The following is a 19,715-nucleotide window of genomic DNA, read 5'->3' on the forward strand; positions in this document are numbered from 1 at the left end:
CATGCCTTCAATGGCAAGCGGTCTGGACAGATACTTCTTGAATCGGCACGGTGTCATTACGGGCGGGGGCCAGAACAACGTCCCTGGACATCACAACTAGGGCCACGATCGCGGTGATGCCCAGCGTGAGTGGGTCGGACTGCGCCTTGAGCAGGAGGAAGGGTACGAGCACTGCGACGTCGAGGACGATCGCGACCCACGGGATCCACGCCTTGGCATTGACGTCGTCCTTGAGGCGTCGGACGATCCCGTAGTGGATGGCGATGTCCATTGCCAGGTAGAAGATCGCCCCCAGGGAGGCGATCTGTGACAGGTCGAAGAAGGCTGCCATGAGGATCGCCAGGCCGGCTGTGATGTAGAGCGACTGGTGTCCGCCAGCCCCGGGTAGTCCCGGCACCTGGCCCATGTCGCGGAGCATGTCGTAGAGCTTGGAGACAGAGAACAAGCTCGCGATGAGTCCTGACAGCGTCGCCACCACCGCGATGATCACGGTCAGCGTGACGCCCCAGGATCCGAACATCGGCTTGGCAGCCTCGGCGAGGGCGTAGTCGCGGGCCCCGATGATCCGCGGAACGGTCAGGCTGGCGGTTACTGCGACGGTGATCAACAGGTAGAGGACGGTGCACAGGGCGATGGAGATCATGATGGAGCGGCCGATGTTGCGCTCCGGGTCCCGTAGGTCCGCGCCCTGGTTGGTGATCGTGGTGAAGCCCTTGTAGGCCAGGATGCACAGGGTCACCCCGGCCAGAAAGCCCATCCAGCCGTGCTCCGGTGGGGTGCGTTCGGCGACGGTGAACAGTCGGCCCAGCGAGGACACGCCCGCGGCCAGGATGCCGGCGATCGCCAGCACAGCGATGCCCACGATCTTGAGCGCCGCGGTAGCGGTGGCTGACCGCTCGACCCACTGGTTGCCCACCAGGTTGACCAGCGCGGCGGCGGCGATGGCGAGCACTGCCAGCACCGGCACCCACAGGGAGGAGTCCTGCATGCCGAACGGCCGCAGCACGTAGGTGCCGAAGGTCCGCCCCAGCAGGGACTCGGCGAGGATCATCGACACGTACATGAACAGGGAGAACGTGCCGGCCGCCACCCCGGGCCCGTAGGCGGCTTTGAGCAGCATCGCGATCCCGCCCGAGGACGGGTTGATGGCCGAGTACCGGATGTAGGAGTAGGAACTGAACGCCACTACCACCGCGCCGGCGAGGAACGCCCACGGCACCCAGCCGCCGGCCAATTCCGCGACCTGGCCCACGAGGGCGAAGATGCCGGCTCCGATCATTACCCCGGTTCCCAGCGCGACGGATCCGGTGAGAGTGAGCTTGTCTTGGGACTGTGTGCTGTGGTCCATGCTGACCGCACTACCTTCCTGCCGGTGGGTGGCCGCGTCGGTGGCGATATCGGCGCGAGTGGGGATGTCAGGCGAGTTGCATAGTGGTCAGGCAGGTGAGGTCATCGTCGCCCGTGGAGATCGGAGCGGTGGCCGTTCTGCCGTCGTGGTCGATGGTGAGCGTGGCCGTGATGCCTCGCGGTAGCCAGAGCCCGAGAAAGCCGTTGTCGTAGGTGATGCGCGGTTCGTCGATGAGGGTGTCACCGGAGGCGTTATCGGTGACTGTGACGTGCACCTGTTCGTTGGCGATCTCGCCGAGGCAAGTGGTCAGGCTGTGGAATCGGCAGGGGTGGGTGCTCGTGTAATACGGAGCCACTGACAGATAGAACTGGTCCTCTGGAATAGGAATCGTCTCGAGGCTCTCATCGCCACTGGTCAAGACGAGCTCAGTCGGCTGCACCGAGGCGATCAGATCGTTCGGCCTGTCGGCCACCGGCATGGTGTCGAGCGTGTTGATGATCTGGGGTGCCTCGAGGCCGGCGAGATCGTAGGACTCCAACGAGGTGACGGGTGGTTCTGTCGACGCGTTGCCTGACGGTCCGGTCGAGCAGCCGGCGAGAGTCAACGCGGCGGCAGCAAGGAACGCGGATGCGACTCGTCGCCGAGAGGTGTCGGTGGTTGTCATGGTGGTTATCCTCGCTCCATCGCTCTTGTGACGGATTCTGGGCTCAGGTCGAGGCGCCGCAGCAGCTGGGCGTTGAGGGCAACAACGACTGTTGACAGCGACATGAGGATGGCGCCGACGCTCATGGGCAGCACGAATCCGATCGGAGCCAACACGCCGGCGGCGAGAGGCACGGCGGCAAGGTTGTAGCCGGCGGCCCACCACAGGTTCTGCTTCATCTTGCGGTAGCTCGCCCGGGAGAGTTCGATGACCGAGAGCACAGAGCGGGGATCCGATGAGGCCAGGATGACGCCGGCGGAGCCGATCGCCACGTCGGTCCCGGCGCCGATGGCGATGCCCACATCGGCTTGGGCCAGTGCGGGCGCGTCGTTGACCCCGTCGCCGACCATGGCGACCTTCTTGCCTTCGGACTGCAGTTCGGCGACTTTGGCGGCCTTGTCTTCTGGCCGGACCCCGGCGAAGACCCGGTCGATGCCGAGTTCGGCGGCGACGGTGTCGGCCACGGCGCGAGCATCGCCGGTGATCATGACGACTTGAGCTCCGGCGGCATGCAGGGCGTCGACGGCGTCCCGGGATTCCGGCCGGATCTCGTCGGCCAGCCGCAGCGCGCCGATCACCCGGCCCTCGGCGAGGATGTGCAGGATGATCGCGCCCTCGCCTCGCCACTCATCGGCGATGGGGAGTTCATCGCGTCCGTGCTGATCGAGCAGGTAGGGGCCGCCGACCTCGACCACGGTGCCGTCCACCGTGGCCTTGACGCCCACGGCCGGGGAGGAGGAGAAGTCGGTCGCCTTCGACACGGTCAGGTCGCGGGTCTGTGCGGCCCCGACCACGGCTCTGGCCAGCGGGTGCTCACTGTCGGACTCGGCGGCTGCAGCCAGGGCAAGCACCTCGTTGGCGGTGTGCCCGTCTATTGATTCGATTCCGGTGACGGTGGGTTCGCCCTTGGTCAGGGTGCCGGTCTTGTCGAACAGGACGGCGTCGACGGTGCGCATCGACTCGAGCGCGAGGCGGTCCTTGATCAGCACCCCGCCGCGGGCGGCGCGTTCGGTAGCGATCGAGACCACCAACGGAATCGCCAAACCCAGCGCGTGCGGGCAGGCGATCACCAGCACGGTGATCGTGCGCACCACCCCCGCATCCGGCATCCCCAGAACACTCCAGATGACAGCGGTGATCACAGCCGATGCGAGGGCGAACCAGAACAACCAGCCGGCCGCGGTATCGGCGATGCGCTGGGCCCGCGAGGAGGATGCCTGCGCGTCGGCCACCAGCTTCTGAATTCCGGCCAGGGCAGTGTCGTCACCGATTGCGGAGACCTCGACGCGTAAGCCGGAGTCGGTGGCCACCGTGCCGGCGACCACCTGCTCGCCGATCTCACGCCGGACCGCCTTGGATTCGCCGGTCACCATGGACTCGTCCATGCTGGCCGAGCCGTCGATGATCCTGCCGTCGGCGGGCACAGAAGCACCGGGGCGGACAATTACGACGTCGCCGACCAGCAGGTCAGCCGGAGCGACGGTGACCACGTCGTCGCCGTCGACCTTCTCGGCCTCATCAGGCAGCAGCGCCGCCAGAGAATCGAGTGCAGAGGTGGTGTGCGCCAGAGAACGCATCTCAATCCAGTGGCCCAGCAGCATGATGACCACCAGCAGCGCCAGTTCCCACCAGAAGTTCAGCTCATGATCCAACAAGCTCAGGCTTGCGCCCCAGGAGGCGATGAACGCCACGGTGATCGCCAAGCCGATGAGCAGCATCATGCCGGGCTGCCGAGCGCGAACCTCAGACACCGCGCCAGTAAGGAACGGCCGACCACCCCAGAGATAAATCACTGTGCCCAGGGCGGGGGAGACCCACCACACCCATCCGGCGTCGGGCAGCTGGTAACCGATGAGGTCGGCGAACATCTCGTTGAAGCCGACCACCGGCACCGCCAAGACGAGCATGATCCAGAACAAACGTCGGAACTGCCCGACATGGTCTCCGTGCCCGGCATGACCGCCATGGTCTTCATGGCCAGCGTGATGCTGCCCCGCATGGGCGTGGCCCGTCGTCTCCTGGGGCCCGTCCGGGTGATGGTGCTCAGCTACCGCCGTGTCTCGCTCGTTGAGGTGCCCGGCCGCGGCTCCGCCGGATCCGTGACTGTGGGCGTGGTCATGATGATCGTGCGACTGATTCATTTGGTCCCTTCCGTCTTGTCCATTGCCACCTGGTTGGCGTGATCTTCGAGCGGCATGCGTCCGGCAGCTTCGATATGCAGGAGTTTCGAGGGAGTGAAACAGCAAGAACATGATTCCCTGACAGCGGTGAGCCCTAGCGCATGATGTGTTCTAGGGGTCATGGACATCTCTTCCCGTGGGGCCAAGTAGCAGTTGCTCCGGGCCACGAGCCGATACCGCCGCAGGGTATCGAATCGTGCTGACATCTGTGCTCGGCCGACCACGTTCGTGACACCGCCCATCCCAGGATCGCCGTTCCCGTCGGTGATGACGCACGTCCTGGCGTTCTGGGGTCCGGCCGACAGTCAGGATCGTGGGTGAGCCAGCGGATTGTGGTGGAGATTGTGTGAAGGTTTGCTCAAGATGTTCGTCAGGGGAGTGGTTCGGGCTGGCGCCACGATGATGGCGGCTCCCTTCTAGGGCGCTCGGAACGATGGAAGCACCCTCCGCCGCTGCTGGTCTTTCGGGCGCCCAAGGGCGTGGGCCAGGGTGAGCTGCCTTTGGCCCGACTCCGTAGCCACATTGCTCGAACCCGAAGGCTTTTTCGGTGACGACCTGCGGTGATGGCCTGGGACGATTGGAACAACCGGGTTGCCAGCCCGGGATAGGGCCCGCGAGTTCGTCGAGCTAACCGGCGGCGTCGACCGGATCCTGAATTCGATCAGATGTCATGTTCTCTCCTGGTTTCTGCCGTGCGAGTTCATTGGCTTTCCCACCCGCAAACTATACCCCAACGGGGTATGTTGGTGAGGCGTGTTCACCGAATTTCGGGGCTCGGCTACATCCGCGAAGCATCCTGCTCGCGACCTTGCCGGGGCCTCCCATGCACCTACCCGCCCCCGCTTAGCGGGAGAAGCGGGCGATGGCGTCGGCCACTTCCTTGAATTTGATCTCTGCGGCCTCGTCGGACTCGTTCACTGCGTCGGCGACGCAGTGGCGCATGTGGTCGTCGAGCAGGCCGAGGGCGACGTTGCGCAGTGCGGAATTGATGGCGCTGACCTGGGTGAGGATGTCGATGCAGTACTGCTCCTCATCGATCATGCGGTGGATGCCCCGCACCTGGCCCTCGATCCGCTTGAGCCGGGCCTTGTAGCGGTCCTTTTCCTTCATGTAGCCGTGGTGACTGTGGGTCTCGCAGCCAGCGGCTTCGGCATCGTGCTCGGCTGCAGGGTCGATGGCGAGGTCCGGGGTATCCGTCATGACTGGCTCCTGGTCTGGTCGTGGTTGGGGGTCGCGTGGCTTGAGGTGAACCCGCGCAGGCGTAGGGAGTTGGTCACCACGAACACACTCGAGAACGCCATTGCGACGCCTGCGAGCATGGGATTGAGCAGTCCGATCGCAGCGACGGGGATCAGTGCGACGTTGTAGGCGAACGCCCAGAATAGGTTGCCCTTGATGGTGCCCAGGGTCCGGCGTGACAGCCTGATCGCGTCCACGGCGGATCGCAGGTCGTCGTTCATCAGAGTGATGTCGGAGGCTTCGATCGCCACGTCCGTGCCGGCGCCCATCGCCAGTCCGAGCTCGGCCCGGGCGAGAGCTGCCGCGTCGTTGACGCCGTCGCCGACCATGGCGACGTTCTTGCCCTTGGCCTGCAGTTTCTCGATCTGGGCGACTTTGTCGTGGGGCATGACCTCGGCGATCACGTTGGCCGGATCAATGCCGACCTCGCTGGCCACGACACGTGCGGCTCCGGCGTTGTCGCCGGTGAGTAGCCACGGGGTCAATCCGAGAGCTTTGAGTCCGGCTACCGCCTCGGCGGAGGTGGGCTTGACGGTGTCGCGGACGGTGATCACGCCCGCGACGGTGCCGTCGATCTGGGCGACCACAGGGGTGCCGCCCTGCTTCTGGGCATCGTCGAACGCGGTCCGCAGGTCCGCCGGCAGGGAGCCCTCAGGGCGACCAATGGTCACCACGGCACCGTCGACGGTGCCCGTGACGCCACGGCCTGCAGTATTGGTGAACCCGGTGACCTCCGGCAGAATGGCGGATCCGGCCTCCCTGTCGGCCACGGGGCCCTCGCCCGCCAGACTCTTTGCACCCTCGCGGGCGATGGCCTGGGCGATCGGGTGCTCGGACGCGGCCTCCACCGCAGCGGCCTTGACCAGCAGATCCGTCCGGTCGAATCCGGCGGCAGTGGTGACCTGGCTGACGGACATCACTCCGGAGGTGACGGTGCCGGTCTTGTCCATGACGATGGTGTCGACGCGCCGGGTGGACTCTAGGACCTCGGGCCCCTTGATGAGCAGTCCCATCTGGGCGCCGCGGCCGGTACCGACCAGGAGTGCGGTGGGAGTGGCCAGGCCCAGTGCGCACGGGCAGGCGATGATGAGCACGGCCACGGCGGCGGTGAACGCGGTGGCCAGTCCCGCTCCCACCACAAACAAGTGCACGAGCAGGGTGATGATCGCGATGACGATCACGATGGGCACGAAGACCTGCGAGATGCGGTCGACCAGTCGTTGGACCGGGGCCTTCTTGGACTGCGCCTCGGTGACCAGCTTGGCCATCTGGGACAGTGTGGTGTTCTCGCCGGTGCGGGTGACCTCGATCAGCAGTCTTCCCGAGGTGTTCATGGTTGCGCCGGTCACCGTGGAGCCGTGCGTGACCTCGACCGGGACGGATTCGCCGGTGAGCATGGACTCGTCGATCGCGGATGAACCTTCGGTGACGCGGCCGTCGGTGGCGATCTTTTCGCCCGGGCGCACCACGACGATGTCGCCGACCTTCAACTGACCCACGGGGATGCGGACCTCGACGCCGTCGCGGAGGACGGCGGCGTCCTTGGCTCCCATGTCGAGGAGCGCCTTGAGTGCGGCGGAGGACTGCCCCTTGGCCTTGGTTTCAAACCAGCGGCCCAGCAGCAGGAAGGAGATCACCACGGCGGCGGTCTCCAGATAGATCTCGTCCATCGTGGAGTTTGTGGGCAGCAGATGCACTTCCATGGTCATGCCGGGCATGCCGGCGTTGCCGAGGAACAGTGCCCACAGTGACCAGAGGTAGGCGGCCGCCGTGCCCATCGAGACCAGGGTGTCCATGGTGAATGAACCGTGCCGCAGGTTGGCGAGGGTGGCCTTGTGGAAGGGTGCGCCTCCCCAGAAGAAGATGGGGGTGACCATGGTCAGCACGGCCCACTGCCAATTGGTGAACTGCAGTGCCGGGATCATGCTCAGCAAGACCACCGGGACCGTGAGCGCGGCCGAGACAATCAGACGGTGTTTGAGGTCTGCGGTCTCGCGTTCCCTGGCCTCCTCGATCTGGTCTCGAGAACCGGCGCCACTGCCACCTGCGGAAGCTGCGTCCACAGCCTGGTCGTCGTCATCCTTCATCGTGAACGCGTCGTATCCCGCACCGCGCACGGTCTCGATGAGCGCGTCCGTGTCGATCTTGCTCGGGTCGAAGGAGATGGACGCGGACTCGGTGGCGAAGTTGACCGTGGCGTCCACCCCGTCGAGCTTGTTGAGCTTGCGCTCGACCCGCCCCGAGCACGAAGTGCAGGTCATGCCCGTGACGCCCAGATCTATGTCGATCAGATCCACCGCGGGGTGCATCTGGGAGGGTTGAGTCTGGGTCATCGAGGATCAATCCTTCACGGTGAACGGGTGGTGTGCTCGGGGCCAGGGATCTCACCAGCTGCTGGGACTGGCGGATCGCCCCGCGTCAAGAGGCGACGGTGTAGCCGGCTTCCTTGACGGCGGCGACGACCTGCTCGTCGGTGAAGCCCTCGCCGGAGACCGACACCGTTCCGGTCTTGCTCGAGGCCTCCACCACGGAGACGCCCGCGATTTCGCCGACTTCCTCCTTGACCGACGACTCACAGTGTCCGCAGGTCATGCCCTGGACGGTGTACTCCTTGGTGCTGGTAGCCATGACGGCTCCTTCCGTTGACGGGTGTAGTTCGTTGAGACATCCGATGGCTCGGATCAATCCGAACACCAATGAACCTATACCCCATAGGGGTATTGGTCAAGGGTGATGTTCGCTTGTGTCCGCGGCTCACTTCGCCTGCATTCTGATCGCCCGGACGCCGTATGGATTGACCAGTAGGCGGGCGCAAGAGCCGTGGCGGCAAGGTCTTTGGAAGCGCGGAGACGAGCTCACCGTGCTGGCGGTGCAGCGCGAACCAGGCCCTTGCCGCCGCAGTCGAGCAGTTCGGCATAGAGACGGGCGACGCGTATTAACGCAGGCCAACACCCGGCCATGTCTGTATCCGCAACCAATTGTTCGGAACCCTGGCCGAGGGCCTCTTAGGCTAGGTCGGCATTTCCAGCACGCCAGGTTTCCCACGGGATGTTCCAGTCGCCCAGCCCGTCGGTCCCGGGAAGCGTCGGTCCGACGGTATTGATGACCTTGACCACGTCGCCCCGGTTGCTGCTGTTCTGGAACGACTTGGCGTAGGCGTCGGTGACATTGATACAGCCGTTACTGACGTTGGTGAAGCCCTGTTGTTCAACGGACCATGGGGCGGCATGGACGTAGATCCCGCTGTAGGACATCTGGGTGGCCCAGTTGACTGAAAGCCGGTAGCCGTCGGCCGAGTCGACCGGCACACCAAACGTCGATGAATCCATGATGAGCGATTCGTATCGGTCGCCGATGTAGTAGGTGCCGTTCGGGGTGGGTGTCGATGCCTTTCCTAGTGAGACCGGGCTACTGCTGACGACCTCGCCATTGATTCGGGTTGTCATTGTCTTGGTGTTGTCGTCGATCGTGGTGATGACCTCGTCGCCGATCGTGAAGTTGCTGTTTGCGTCCTGGGCTCCGTAAAGGCCTTCGCCCATATCGGTGCCGTAGATGTTGACGTCGACGTCGACCTCGGTGCCCGGTGCCCAGAATTCGGCGGGGCGCCAGCGAACCTCCGAGGGCGACACCCAGTAGAAGGCTCCTTCGACGGCGGGGGTCGTGGTGACCTCGATGGCGTCCTGGACGGCCTTACGGTCGCCGACGGCGGACTCGAAACGCACCGCGACCGGCTGCGCGATACCTACCGTGTGGCCCTGACCGGTCACCAGGCTCGCGCTGGTGGTCGAGTTCGGGACCACGGTGCTGAACGAGGACGAGTCTGTAATCGTCTCACCGTCGTCGTTAGTAGCGCTCGCCTCGATCGAGTAATCCCGGTTGTAGCCCAGAGTCTCGGTGGTGCGCCACTGGGAGCGTTCCGCGTTGAACTCGCCTTCGACCTCGCGGCCTTCTTCGTTTGTGACCGTGACATCGTCGAACGCACCGTCTGTCACATCCAGAACGATCGGTTCCCGCGGCGTCGCGGCCACTGTCCCATCTTCGAACGAGGTGTGAATGACGGCCGCAGCGGCGGGGGCTTCTTTCGGTGCAGCGGCCGTCGAGGTGTCCTCGGTGTCCCCGATCGTGCACGCGCTCAGCCCTACTGCGGCCACCAAGGCCACCGCGACCGAGGCAAGCCGTTTCGCCGGTGTGCGCTCTGGTGCGGCTCCGCCTGCGAGCATCGCTTCTTTCCTCACCACTTCTCCCTCGAGTTCGTATGCGTTTCGACCGGTAGTTTCCATTCCGTCTTCGGTCGGCCTTGGTTTGCGCCGCCGATGACGTTTCAGGGAATCGTTAATGTATGAAGTGACCGTCCATCAGCAGCGTAGGCAGTGTCCTGGTCCGCGGCGATGATGGCTTCGACATCACCGACGACTGGTCCCTGCTGCCACTCATCGTCGTTGACGTTCTTGCGCCAGGCGGTGCCGTCGGTGTCGATCCCCCAGAGGGTGCCGTCTTCGGCTGCAGATATCAGCAGGAGTTCGGGAGCAGCTGGTACTGATGCGAATGTGCGCCCGATGTCGGTGCTGAGTTGTAGGCCTCCTGCGGTTGTGGCCCAGATGCCCTCGTCGGTAATCGCCAATGCTCTCGCGGCTATCTCGATGCCGTCGGTCCAACTGACGCCCGAGTCGGTGGACGTTCGAATTCCGTTGGCGGTGTCGAATCCGACAAGGGTGTTTCCGTCGGTGGTCAGGGCGTGAAAGTCGACTTCGCCGGAGAGGGATTTCGTCGCCCACGACTGGCCGCCGTCGACACTCTCGATGAGTCCGAGAGGATTGGGGGCGGAGCTTGACGGGCCAGGATGGCCCGAGGCGTAGAGGTTATCCGTCCCGGGCGCGCCTGTGAGCCCCATGAAGTCGTCGTCGGCGTCGCCGACGCGGGTGGTCGCGCCATCGGGGTTGAGGACGAAAAGCCCCGTATGCGTGCCGGCCAGCACCCTTCCCTCAGCATCGAGGTGGAGTCCGTGCACATGGTCAAGCGCGGGTGTTAATGCTGTGCCGGCCGTCGATGAGGCGTCCCCGGATTCGGGTGCTGGCGTCTGCTGCGGGCTCGAACACGCGGTCGCGGTGAGAGCCGATGCAAGGATGGCTATTGAGGCCCAGGCCCGCTTTCGGTGCGAAAGCATGAATGCGTATCTCGTTTCTGGCAGGGACAAGAAAATGTGCTCATGTCCAGACGGTCTCCGGCGGGGTCGGACTGCCATCGACCCCGCCGGGAATGCGAGCCTTCGTTTTTTTTACATGGAGTCGAGCATCTGCTGCATGGTGTCGATTTCCTGCTGCTGGGTGTCGATGATGGTTTGCGCCAGGTCGACAGCCGGCGGGTACGTGCCGTTCTCGACCTGGTCTTCGGCCATGGCCACGGCGCCTTCGTGGTGGGCGATCATCTGGTTGAGGAACAACTCGGCAGCCTCAGGTCCGGGAGCGTCGGACAACTGCTGCAATTCCTCATCGGAGAGCATGCCCTCCATCTGCGCCATGTCATGGTCACCGCCCATGTCCATGTCCATGCCTTCGGGCTGCGTCGGCTCGCCCCACTGCTCAAGCCAGTCGGTCAGCTGCGCGATCTCGGGCCCCTGGGCCGCCTTGATCTCCTCGGCCAGCGAGGTGACGTCGGCGGGGACATCATCCTTGGACAAGATGATGTCGCTCATCTCGATGGCTTGCTCATGGTGGGGGATCATCATCTGGGCGAACATCACGTCAGCCTCGGAATGCTGAGCTGATTCCTCTGCCTGCTCGGTGGTCGAACTCCCGCTGGTCGCAGTGGTCTCGACGGCGGTCGTGGTCTCGCTGGCCGTGTCGGTCTCGTCGCTGGTGCAGGCGGACAGCCCCAGCAGGACCGCGGCGGCAGCGGCGGTCATCACAAGCTTCTTTCGATTCATCTGGGTTCCCTTTCTTCTGCGGACTTTCGGGCCCGCGAGTGGATCACCTTGCCGGTCAGGCGAGGTAAGACAGAGTGGTCATCATCCCGGCCTCTTGGTGATAGGCGTTGTGGCAGTGCAGCGCCCACTGGCCAGGATTATCGGTGTCGAACTCGATCTCAATGGTGCGCATCGGCCGAATCGTGACGGTATCTTTGCGAAGCCCGCTGTCCGCGAGCGCGAACGTATGTCCGTGCAGGTGCATCGGGTGGAACATGTCGGACATGTTCCGCATCCGCATCCGCACCCGCTCCCCACTGTTGACCTCCAGCGGCGCCGAATCCGGGTGGACTTGGCTGTTGAGGGTCCACCGGTACGGCGACATCGTCCCGCCCAGGTCAACACTGTGGTACCGATCATGACTTTGGCTAGACAGACGTACTGCCTCGCTGGGGGATAAGTCGGTACCCAATAGCGGACGCCGGTCCACTTCGACTGGTCGGGAATTCGTCGGGAGATCGCCCGCTGCTGTACGTACAAGGGCCTGCGCGTGGCCATCCTTGCCTTCGGGCTGAGCGAACAACGGGAACACGCCGTCGCCGAGCGTGACCACAACATCGAACCGTTCACCCATACCGATCAGAAGAGAATCGGTGTCCTCGGGAAGCACGGGAAAGCCGTCAGTGTGAGTGACGGTCATCCGGTGCCCGCCAAGCGCGACCCGGAACGCGGTGTCGGCGCCGGCATTGACGAACCGGATGCGCACGCGTTGGCCCCGCGACGCTCTCCAAACGTAGGGGTCGACAGGGAGTCGACCATTGATCAGAAAGTGCGGGTAGGTGACATCCCCGGCGCTGCCGAGGATGGGGGACATCATCGACCCCTCACCCCCGTGCATGTCCATCATGTCGTGGTCCATCCCCTGCATCCCGGCATCTGCGGTGTCGGCACCGATGCCCAGATCACGGGCGACATCGTCGGGAGTCCGACCGGTCCCGTCGACCCAGTCGTCAAGGACCACGAGCCATTCATGGTCGTAGTCGCCGGGCTCGCCCGGATCATCGATGATCACCACTCCGTACAAGCCCCGATCGAGTTGCAGACCCGAATGTGAGTGGTAGAAGTACGTGCCCGGGTCTGGGGCGGTGAAGTCGTAGGTGAACGTGGTGCCTGGTGCGATCGGGTCCTGCGTCAACCCGGGAACCCCGTCCATGTCGTTGCTCATGGCGATCCCGTGCCAGTGCACGCTGGTCTCCTGGGGCAACTGGTTGTCCACGGTGATCTGCAGCCGCTCTCCAGCTTGGGCCCGCACCAGTGGGCCTGGCAATTGTTGGTCGTATCCCCACGTTGAGACGACTCGGCCACCCAGATCAACGTCGACCGGACGGGGGGTCAACTGCGCAGATACCACCGTTTGTCCGGGGGCGCGTCGCTCCTGCTCAAGCCGCCTCACGAGATCTGACGAGGCTCCCACGGGACTGCCCGTGGCTGCTCCGGAACCAGAACATGCAGTCAGAGCGCCGGCGCCGGCGAGAAGCGATCCGGCCAAGAAAGACCGGCGGGAGACCAGCACGCGCGGCGCACGTCTTAGCGCACCTGCCCGCCCCGTGGCGTCAGCGTTCATCATGATCGGCGTTTCGCGAAGTCGCGGTCCCTACGTGAGATCCGAAAGAGATACCGGAAGAGACGACCCCAGTAGCAGGAGAGTGAGACCCGCGTAGGTGCCGATGCCCTCCGAAAAGACTGGTCGTCAAGGCCAGAACCATCGCCCAGAAAACGAGTACGAACGCGATCAACAGGACGATGTCTATCCAGTTCATACCGTAAAACCACCCCATCAGACTCAACTCCTTGCCTGTCTTAGAAACTCGATTCTGCGGGGCGAAATGCGAGATCTGGGTCATCGTTTCGTCAAGATCCGATCAAGGTTCTTTTCGAACAGACTCGACTCGAGTTAGGAGAGACCATCGGAGCACTGTCAGATCGGCAAAGTGGTGTCTGAGACGGCGAAGTCGCGGAGCCAGTACACGAACTGCGTCCATATGCCGCTGAGCAGCAAGATTCCGACGACAATGAGCATGATGCCGCCGACGATCTGAATCGTTCGCGTGTGTCGTTGCAGCCAGCCCACCGTGCGGATGGCTCTCGTCGAACCGAAGGCCACCACGATAAAAGGCAGTCCGAGCCCCAGGCAGTACGCCACGATGAGCAGTACTCCGCGTGCGGCGTCGAGTCCGGTTCCGGCGGCCACCGACAACGCCGCTGCCAGCGTCGGTCCGAGACACGGCGTCCATCCCAGGGCGAAGACGGCGCCAAGTAGCGGCGCGCCCGCCCAGGTGGAAAGCGCTTTCGGCTGCATTCGAGTGTCCCTCTGGAGGGCGGGTATGGCCCCGATGAACACCAGACCCATCAAGATGGTCACCACACCGCCGAGCCGCTGCAGCAATTCTTGCTGGGGGGCGAGGTATTGCACGGTGCCCAGCACCATCGCCGACAGCAGCACGAAGACCACCGTGAATCCAGCAACGAATAGCACCGCGGCGAGGACGACTCGTCGTCGCGATGACACCCGCTGACGCTGCTGTTCAAGAGTGAGCGTGCTGGCTTCGGCGCGGCGCTGCTCGGCGGCCTGCACGGTCACCGCCGGGCGCTCTGCACCCACGATGCTGGCCATATATGCCAGGTACCCGGGCACGAGCGGGACTACGCACGGCGAGGCGAACGAGACGAGTCCCGCAAGGACACATGCTCCCAACGCGAGAAGTAGAGGCCCGGAAGCAGCTGTTTGTTGGAACGTCTGGCCAATGGATTGCGCGATCAGCACCGTGTTCATGCAGCGTCGCTTTCAGCAGGCTCGGCCAGCAGTCTCTCGATGACCGGCTCCAACTGGGTGTCGGTGACCTCTGCTAGATATACCGCAGCGACTCGGTGCTGTTTGTCGAGAATCAGTGTCGCTGGCACCACCGAGGTGGGGAAACCATGTAGCGCTGCCACCGCGGCCTGCGATGGGTCCCAAATTGAGGGATAGGTGACCCCGTTGTCCTTGATGAAGTCGACAGGCTTGTGCCGATTCGGGTCGCGCAAGTTGACGCCGAGATTGGTGAACCCTTGCGCCTGGTACTTGTCCTGTAGTCGCTGCAGGTCGTCGGTTTCCGTCCGGCAGGGAGCACACCACTGACCCCACAGGTTGATCAGCACCACCTCGCCAGGAAAGTCTGCGACCGCCACAGTGGCCTCCGGATCTACTACTTCCGGGCCAGACATCGGCGCGATCTTCTGGCGGTCCGCCGGCGGATCATAGAAGATCTCAATCTGGCCGCCCGGGCTGACAAAATCGAACGTCTCACCTGAAGCGACGGCATCAGTGCCGCTAGCGCAGCCAGTAAGTACAAGCGAACTCACCACCACTGCGGCCAGTTGGCATCTTGCCCGTCTGCCCCAGCTGCCGGGCTGCGCACCCTTGCCGAACACATCCGTCGTCATCACAGCATCAGCACCACTCTTGCCTGCACAGTCACACCGGACGATTGTGCCGCCCCTACCCCATTGGTTCGGTCGGGGTTCGATGAAGGTCTGATCAAGATTCCCAAGAGAAGCTGTGGGCACCGCGAGACCGATGCATAGTGTGCAGCTGACACGAGAACCGGATTCCGAGTGCAAAAAAGGAGACCCCCCATGGCGCATGGGCATGGTGGACACGGGCAGGTGCAGGCTCGTGGGTGGGGCATGGCTATCTCGGCTTGGCTGACGGGAATCTACTTCGTCATCGAGTTGGCGATCGGGCTGTGGACCGGCTCGGTTGCGGTGATCTCGGACGCTTTTCACACCTTCTCGGCGGTCGGTGGTGTCCTAGTCGCCATCTTCGCTGCTCGACTCGCCCGCCGCCCCGCAGACGAAAATCGCAGCTTTGGCTGGTACCGCGCCGAGATCGTAGGCGCGCTGGTCAATGGCGGTTTCCTGCTAATCATGGCGATGGTGGTGATCGTGATGGCTGCCATGCGCATGAATGCTCCGGTTGACCTGCCCACGACGCCCATGCTGTGGGCAGCCGCGGGAGGCTTGCTTACCGAAATCGTCGCCCTGAGCCTGATCTGGAAACAAAGCCGCAGCGACATGAACGTTCGTGGCGCGTTGTGGCACATCATCCAGACCTTCGTCGGCAGCCTGCTCATCATCGTCACCGCACTAGTGATCAAGTTCACCGGGTTCTTGGTGATCGATCCGCTGCTCGGTTTGGCGTTCGGCTTCGTGCTTGTATGGGCAAGCTGGAGCATCCTGCGCGACGCCACCCATCTGCTCATGGAGGGCACACCCGACGAGGTCTACCTGTCTGACGTGACTGAAGACCTGGCAGCGATAGATGGGGTGGAAGACGTCCATCATGCCCATGCTTGGGCACTAACCAGTGGACGTTTCGTGTTCTCCGGCCACCTGCGCACCTCCGCAAGCGCCGATCCGCAGATCGTTCTCCAATCCGCCTCCAACTTGCTTCAGGATCGGTACGGCTTCTTCTTTTCTACTGTGCAGGTGGAGACCGACTGTCCCGATGAGTCTGCGGCAGCAGCGATCGACATCACACGTGCGGCGGGTACGAGGAGGGGGCAGGAGTAAGGACCTTGATCCTGCTTGCGTTGATCGCGGTTTAGTCACCCGGGACGATTGCGGGGTGGCTCCGGCCGGCCCGCGTTCGAACCAAAAATCACGTCGGGGTAACGGTCGGGCGATGCCGTAGATGAATAACAAATGGCGTATGAACTGCTGATTTCTGGATTCTCAGGAAACTCTGTGTGACAGGACGATATGCAACTGTTACCTTTTCGGGAGTCTCCAGTGGTCGTCGGTATGAAGCTGCGACCATCGCTTAAGTTGAAGGAATCAATCATGTCGAGCTCCTCCAAGAGCGTTCCGTTCGCCGATCTCATGGACTCGCTTGGTGTGGGCCACCGCATCTCTGCTGGTGGGCGTCATCGCGCCAACCGATCCAGGGGAGTGGGCCGGATCGCCGCCACCACGCTGGCTGGCGCCGCAATCGCCGGTGGCGCGGCGCTTAGTGTCGCCCCTGTGGCCGCTGCCCAATCGTCTGATCCCGAGCACGTCGGACAGATGGTCGAAGAGGCTGCCGCCCGCTATGGCATCGGAGCTGACGCGGTCCGCCAGTATGCAAGTCAGGCCCCCGGGCTGAGCCAGGCGCTCGGATTCGATACTGCTCAGTCGTCGTCTTCGGCGTCTTCGGTCGCCAGCCAAGCTCACAGGCCGACTGATGGAACGATCACCTCTGGCTTCGGCTCGCGGTGGGGCGCTAACCACAATGGCACCGACATCGCTGCGCCGATCGGCACACCCTTGTATGCAGCCAAGTCCGGCACGGTCGTGGCCTCCGGCCCCGCTTCCGGTTATGGGTTATGGATTCGCATCAAGACCGATGACGGCTATCTCTTGGAGTATGGCCACAACAATGCCAACTACGTCACCGAAGGCCAGCAGGTCACCGCCGGCCAGGTGATCGGTGAAGTCGGTAACCGTGGCTACTCGACTGGTCCGCATGTGCACTTCGGCGTACAGAATCCCGCCGGCCAGTGGATCGACTCGGTGTCATGGTTGGCCGCGAACGGCGTCGTCATCTGAGGACGTAGACAACGACCTGCTGCTCGACACTTCCGATCCAGGCCCGGATGCCACAATTCGGCACGCAACACGCTGATCTCGCCGGATCGGAACCATCCCTGCCGACAGTGGCGGGAGGCGGGCACGATTAATGATCGCCGGAGCTGGTGCCGACAGGAGGGCCCCGATGCCGACCGTCTTGCCATCACGCCTACCGTGAACGGCGTGCAGAGGGTCTTTCGCGTGATGACGCCGGGGTGGTTGATTTCCTTCATCGCCGTCGCACTGTTCGTCTATACGTGCTTCACACTGTTGGCGCCATGGCAGTTAGGCAAGAACGAGGATTTGAAGACGCGCAATTCCCAACTTCTTCACAGCGTCGAAGCCGATCCAGTGCCGTTGACGGAATTGACGGCGCGGGACGCGCCGTTGGACGAATCCGAGTGGCATCGGGTCACAGTAACCGGTCGCTATCTGCCCGAAGACGAAGTGCTCTTGCGGCAGCAAGCTGTCGACGGGGAACAGGTTTACCAAGTTCTCACCGCATTTCGGACCGAGGGCGGCGATGATCTGCTTATTAATCGTGGATGGGTTCGCGTTGGCGAGAACAACACGGTGCCGACCTACCCGGCCGCGGTAGCCGATCCAGTGACCATCACCGCCAGGCTCAGAATGCCCACCGACACCCCGGCCGAACCGATAGTTCTGCACGATCGTCACATGGTGCGCTCCATTGAAACCTCGACGATCGGTCGGGTTCTGGATCTCGATCTTGCTGGCTATCATCTCCAGCTCCCCGGAGGTCAACCAGGATCACTCGAGCCAACTCCGATACCGGAAGTCGAGGCGGGTTCGTACCTGTCCTATGGGCTTCAATGGCTTGCATTCGGAGTTCTAGCGCCAATTGGGCTTGGCTACTTTCTGTGGAGTGAAATCCGGGAGCGGCGCCGCCAACGTAGCCAGGGCAACGACGAGCAAGGCAGCCTAGGCGACGGTGCTGTGGGACCTGGTGACAGGGATATCGATCCTGATGTCGTATCCGGTCATATTGCTGAGGTGGATGCGGCCACGGAGGCAGTGGCCCATGACCGCCTCGTAACGATGACCGTTCGTGATCGCTACGGCACCAGATTTGAGGCTGAACGCCGACGGCGTCTACGTCCGAGAAATAGGCTCGATTACTGAGTCCAATCCTCGAGCTGGCTCTCGCCCTTACCTCGCGGGAGCTCATCAATTTCTCGCCCTCGGCGCCCTGCGATAGTGCCCCGTTGGGTGGTGGGATTCGGATCGGCGTCCAGTCAGGCGCAGTGATCAACGAGTCGGGTGTTGACCGTAGTCGCTCTCGCTTTCTAGGGCACGTTGTTTGGTGGCGATGATGTGGCGAAGCTCGGCCATCGAGCTCTCGGAGAGGTAGCGGCGGCCAACCTGCCATTCATCGTGCTGATCGATCACCACCGAGGTCGCCAGTCGCAGGAACGCTGCAGGGTTGGGGAAGATCTCCACGACGTCGGCGCGGCGTTTGATTTCCTTGTTGAGTCTCTCGATGGGGTTGTTGGACCAGATCTTCTGCCAGTGCCCGCGGGGGAACGCGGTGAACGCCAGCACGTCAGTTTTGGCCTCGTGCATCATCGCGGTGGCCTTGGGGAACGAGTTGGCGAAAGTGTCTGCGACCTGGTCCCACTGCTCGGCCACCTCGTTCGGGTCTGTGTGCGCGAAGATCGTTTTGACCGCCGCGGTCACTGCCGGGGCGTGCTTGGAGGCCACTGCGCCGTGCAGGTTGCGCATGAAGTGCACCCGACAGCGCTGCCACGTGGCGCCAGCAAACTGTTGCGCCACGGCCGCTTTCAGGCCTGCGTGGGCATCGGAGATGACAAGGTGCACCCCGGTCAGGCCGCGGGCCTTGAGCGAGCGTAGGAAGTCGCTCCAGAACTCATACGATTCACTGTCGCCGACGGCGGTGCCGAGCACTTCTCGGGTGCCGTCGGTGGAGACTCCGGTGGCCACGACCATGGCGTGGGAGACCACATGCGCACCGATCCGGACCTTGCAGAAAGTGGCGTCGGCGAACACGTACGGGAACTGCGTGTGAGCCAGCGTGCGGGTGCGAAATGCATCGACTTCGGCGTCGAGGTCGGCGCAGATCCGTGAGACCTCCGATTTGGAGATGCCGGTGTCGACCCCGAGTGCACGGACGAGGTCGTCCACGGCGCGGGTGGAGACGCCGTGGACGTATGCCTGCATGATCACCGCGTACAGAGCCCGGTCGATGCGGCGCCGGCGCTCGAGCAGTGCCGGGAAGAACGACCCCGAGCGCAGCTTCGGGATCTGTGCCTCGATGTCTCCGACCGGGGTCGAGACCGTCTTGGCGCGGTGCCCGTTTCGGTGAGTGGTGCGGCCTTCGGTGCGCTCGTAGCGGTCGGCGCCGATCTTCGCCGCGGCTTCGGCCTCGATTAGTGCCTGCAGGCCGGCCCGAACCAGTTCGGCGAACATGGCCTGAGGATCAGCGGCCAGCAGTGCATCGAGTTGGGCGCGTACGTCAGAATGGGACTGGGTCATCGCGTGGTGTGTCCTTACTGTGAGCTACTTGGCGGTAACTCATTGACCACTACGCGATGGCCCACCCTCTTTAGTGGACCGCCACTCGATGTCAAGCCCCGGGTTTTGTAGAGGGTGGTTATCTGGCGTCGACGAGGTCGTCGACGGGTTCGGGTGACGGTTCGACCGCCGCGTGCTGTGCTT

17 protein-coding genes are annotated in these 19,715 nt (G+C 63.5%); 4 read left to right on the forward strand and 13 right to left on the reverse strand.

Going from position 1 to position 19,715, the window contains the following annotated elements:
* Positions 1-7 precede the first annotated feature (7 nt).
* The 3 genes from ACWIE7_RS16660 to ACWIE7_RS16670 all read right to left on the reverse strand — a co-directional run bounded on the left by ACWIE7_RS16660 (position 8) and on the right by ACWIE7_RS16670 (position 3,958).
* The gene (locus ACWIE7_RS16660; RefSeq protein ID WP_454070009.1) at positions 8-1,348 is read right to left on the reverse strand and encodes an APC family permease; all 1,341 of its coding nucleotides are present in this window, start codon (positions 1,346-1,348) and stop codon (positions 8-10) included.
* Positions 1,349-1,415: 67 nt separating this feature from the next.
* On the reverse strand, positions 1,416-2,012 hold the full coding sequence (locus tag ACWIE7_RS16665; protein ID WP_182611235.1) for a CueP family metal-binding protein: 597 nt from the start codon (positions 2,010-2,012) through the stop codon (positions 1,416-1,418).
* A 5-nt stretch (positions 2,013-2,017) separates the two neighbouring features.
* Positions 2,018-3,958 (reverse strand): heavy metal translocating P-type ATPase, encoded by a 1,941-nt coding sequence (locus ACWIE7_RS16670; RefSeq protein ID WP_454070010.1) that lies wholly within the window; start codon positions 3,956-3,958, stop codon positions 2,018-2,020.
* A gap of 30 nt (positions 3,959-3,988) precedes the next feature.
* On the opposite strand from ACWIE7_RS16670, the gene ACWIE7_RS16675 reads away from it, so the two are divergent.
* Positions 3,989-4,234 carry a hypothetical protein gene (locus tag ACWIE7_RS16675; RefSeq protein WP_007625921.1) on the forward strand — a complete coding sequence of 82 codons (246 nt, stop codon included), beginning with the start codon at positions 3,989-3,991 and terminating at the stop codon, positions 4,232-4,234.
* Positions 4,235-5,074: 840 nt separating this feature from the next.
* Here the strand turns inward: ACWIE7_RS16675 and ACWIE7_RS16680 are convergent.
* The 9 genes from ACWIE7_RS16680 to ACWIE7_RS16720 form a co-directional block, all read right to left on the reverse strand.
* Positions 5,075-5,431 (reverse strand): metal-sensitive transcriptional regulator, encoded by a 357-nt coding sequence (locus ACWIE7_RS16680; RefSeq protein WP_017838595.1) that lies wholly within the window; start codon positions 5,429-5,431, stop codon positions 5,075-5,077.
* Positions 5,428-7,803, reverse strand: coding sequence for a heavy metal translocating P-type ATPase (locus ACWIE7_RS16685; protein WP_454070011.1), 2,376 nt, complete (start codon positions 7,801-7,803; stop codon positions 5,428-5,430). Before ACWIE7_RS16685 ends, ACWIE7_RS16680 begins: the two co-directional genes overlap by 4 nt.
* 85 nt (positions 7,804-7,888) lie before the next feature.
* Positions 7,889-8,098 carry a heavy-metal-associated domain-containing protein gene (locus ACWIE7_RS16690; protein WP_454070012.1) on the reverse strand — a complete coding sequence of 70 codons (210 nt, stop codon included), beginning with the start codon at positions 8,096-8,098 and terminating at the stop codon, positions 7,889-7,891.
* A gap of 377 nt (positions 8,099-8,475) precedes the next feature.
* Complete coding sequence (locus tag ACWIE7_RS16695; protein ID WP_372510000.1) at positions 8,476-9,690, reverse strand: L,D-transpeptidase; 1,215 nt, start codon at positions 9,688-9,690, stop codon at positions 8,476-8,478.
* 101 nt (positions 9,691-9,791) lie between these two features.
* Positions 9,792-10,634, reverse strand: a complete 843-nt coding sequence (locus ACWIE7_RS16700; protein ID WP_454070013.1) for a F510_1955 family glycosylhydrolase — start codon at positions 10,632-10,634, stop codon at positions 9,792-9,794.
* Positions 10,635-10,745: 111 nt separating this feature from the next.
* Positions 10,746-11,372, reverse strand: coding sequence for a DUF305 domain-containing protein (locus ACWIE7_RS16705; RefSeq protein ID WP_082924005.1), 627 nt, complete (start codon positions 11,370-11,372; stop codon positions 10,746-10,748).
* 76 nt (positions 11,373-11,448) lie between these two features.
* Positions 11,449-12,996, reverse strand: coding sequence for a multicopper oxidase family protein (locus ACWIE7_RS16710; RefSeq protein ID WP_454070016.1), 1,548 nt, complete (start codon positions 12,994-12,996; stop codon positions 11,449-11,451).
* A gap of 354 nt (positions 12,997-13,350) precedes the next feature.
* Entirely contained in the window at positions 13,351-14,205 is an 855-nt protein-coding gene (locus ACWIE7_RS16715; protein WP_043568439.1) for a cytochrome c biogenesis CcdA family protein, read from the reverse strand.
* Positions 14,202-14,855 (reverse strand): TlpA family protein disulfide reductase, encoded by a 654-nt coding sequence (locus ACWIE7_RS16720; protein WP_454070017.1) that lies wholly within the window; start codon positions 14,853-14,855, stop codon positions 14,202-14,204. Before ACWIE7_RS16720 ends, ACWIE7_RS16715 begins: the two co-directional genes overlap by 4 nt.
* Positions 14,856-15,047: 192 nt before the next feature.
* Here ACWIE7_RS16720 and ACWIE7_RS16725 point away from each other — a divergent pair, with 192 nt between their 5' ends.
* The 3 genes from ACWIE7_RS16725 to ACWIE7_RS16735 all read left to right on the forward strand — a co-directional run bounded on the left by ACWIE7_RS16725 (position 15,048) and on the right by ACWIE7_RS16735 (position 18,161).
* Entirely contained in the window at positions 15,048-15,983 is a 936-nt protein-coding gene (locus tag ACWIE7_RS16725; protein ID WP_119193265.1) for a cation diffusion facilitator family transporter, read from the forward strand.
* Positions 15,984-16,253: 270 nt separating this feature from the next.
* Positions 16,254-16,997 carry a M23 family metallopeptidase gene (locus ACWIE7_RS16730; RefSeq protein ID WP_454070014.1) on the forward strand — a complete coding sequence of 248 codons (744 nt, stop codon included), beginning with the start codon at positions 16,254-16,256 and terminating at the stop codon, positions 16,995-16,997.
* A 195-nt stretch (positions 16,998-17,192) separates the two neighbouring features.
* The gene (locus ACWIE7_RS16735) at positions 17,193-18,161 is read left to right on the forward strand and encodes an SURF1 family cytochrome oxidase biogenesis protein (protein ID WP_227022437.1); all 969 of its coding nucleotides are present in this window, start codon (positions 17,193-17,195) and stop codon (positions 18,159-18,161) included.
* A 126-nt stretch (positions 18,162-18,287) separates the two neighbouring features.
* Here the strand turns inward: ACWIE7_RS16735 and ACWIE7_RS16740 are convergent, their stop codons facing one another.
* A complete protein-coding gene (locus ACWIE7_RS16740) occupies positions 18,288-19,532 on the reverse strand; it encodes an IS256 family transposase (RefSeq protein WP_454070015.1) in 1,245 nt (414 codons plus the stop codon).
* Between the last annotated feature and the right edge of the window lie 183 nt (positions 19,533-19,715).

Source organism: Dietzia sp. NPDC055343 (assembly GCF_053645265.1).

Bases quoted from the DNA above. Each gene is read 5' to 3' on its own strand.
- ACWIE7_RS16685 (WP_454070011.1), bottom strand. From the start codon at position 7,803: ATGACCCAGACTCAACCCTCCCAGATGCACCCCGCGGTGGATCTGATC.
- ACWIE7_RS16665 (WP_182611235.1), bottom strand. From the start codon at position 2,012: ATGACAACCACCGACACCTCTCGGCGACGAGTCGCATCCGCGTTCCTT.
- ACWIE7_RS16680 (WP_017838595.1), bottom strand. From the start codon at position 5,431: ATGACGGATACCCCGGACCTCGCCATCGACCCTGCAGCCGAGCACGAT.
- ACWIE7_RS16740 (WP_454070015.1), bottom strand. From the start codon at position 19,532: ATGACCCAGTCCCATTCTGACGTACGCGCCCAACTCGATGCACTGCTG.
- ACWIE7_RS16705 (WP_082924005.1), bottom strand. From the start codon at position 11,372: ATGACCGCCGCTGCCGCCGCGGTCCTGCTGGGGCTGTCCGCCTGCACC.
- ACWIE7_RS16660 (WP_454070009.1), bottom strand. From the start codon at position 1,348: ATGGACCACAGCACACAGTCCCAAGACAAGCTCACTCTCACCGGATCC.
- ACWIE7_RS16720 (WP_454070017.1), bottom strand. From the start codon at position 14,855: ATGACGACGGATGTGTTCGGCAAGGGTGCGCAGCCCGGCAGCTGGGGC.
- ACWIE7_RS16695 (WP_372510000.1), bottom strand. From the start codon at position 9,690: ATGCTCGCAGGCGGAGCCGCACCAGAGCGCACACCGGCGAAACGGCTT.
- ACWIE7_RS16675 (WP_007625921.1), top strand. From the start codon at position 3,989: ATGGTCTCCGTGCCCGGCATGACCGCCATGGTCTTCATGGCCAGCGTG.
- ACWIE7_RS16730 (WP_454070014.1), top strand. From the start codon at position 16,254: ATGTCGAGCTCCTCCAAGAGCGTTCCGTTCGCCGATCTCATGGACTCG.
- ACWIE7_RS16700 (WP_454070013.1), bottom strand. From the start codon at position 10,634: ATGCTTTCGCACCGAAAGCGGGCCTGGGCCTCAATAGCCATCCTTGCA.
- ACWIE7_RS16710 (WP_454070016.1), bottom strand. From the start codon at position 12,996: ATGAACGCTGACGCCACGGGGCGGGCAGGTGCGCTAAGACGTGCGCCG.
- ACWIE7_RS16670 (WP_454070010.1), bottom strand. From the start codon at position 3,958: ATGCTCGTCTTGGCGGTGCCGGTGGTCGGCTTCAACGAGATGTTCGCC.
- ACWIE7_RS16715 (WP_043568439.1), bottom strand. From the start codon at position 14,205: ATGAACACGGTGCTGATCGCGCAATCCATTGGCCAGACGTTCCAACAA.
- ACWIE7_RS16690 (WP_454070012.1), bottom strand. From the start codon at position 8,098: ATGGCTACCAGCACCAAGGAGTACACCGTCCAGGGCATGACCTGCGGA.
- ACWIE7_RS16725 (WP_119193265.1), top strand. From the start codon at position 15,048: ATGGCGCATGGGCATGGTGGACACGGGCAGGTGCAGGCTCGTGGGTGG.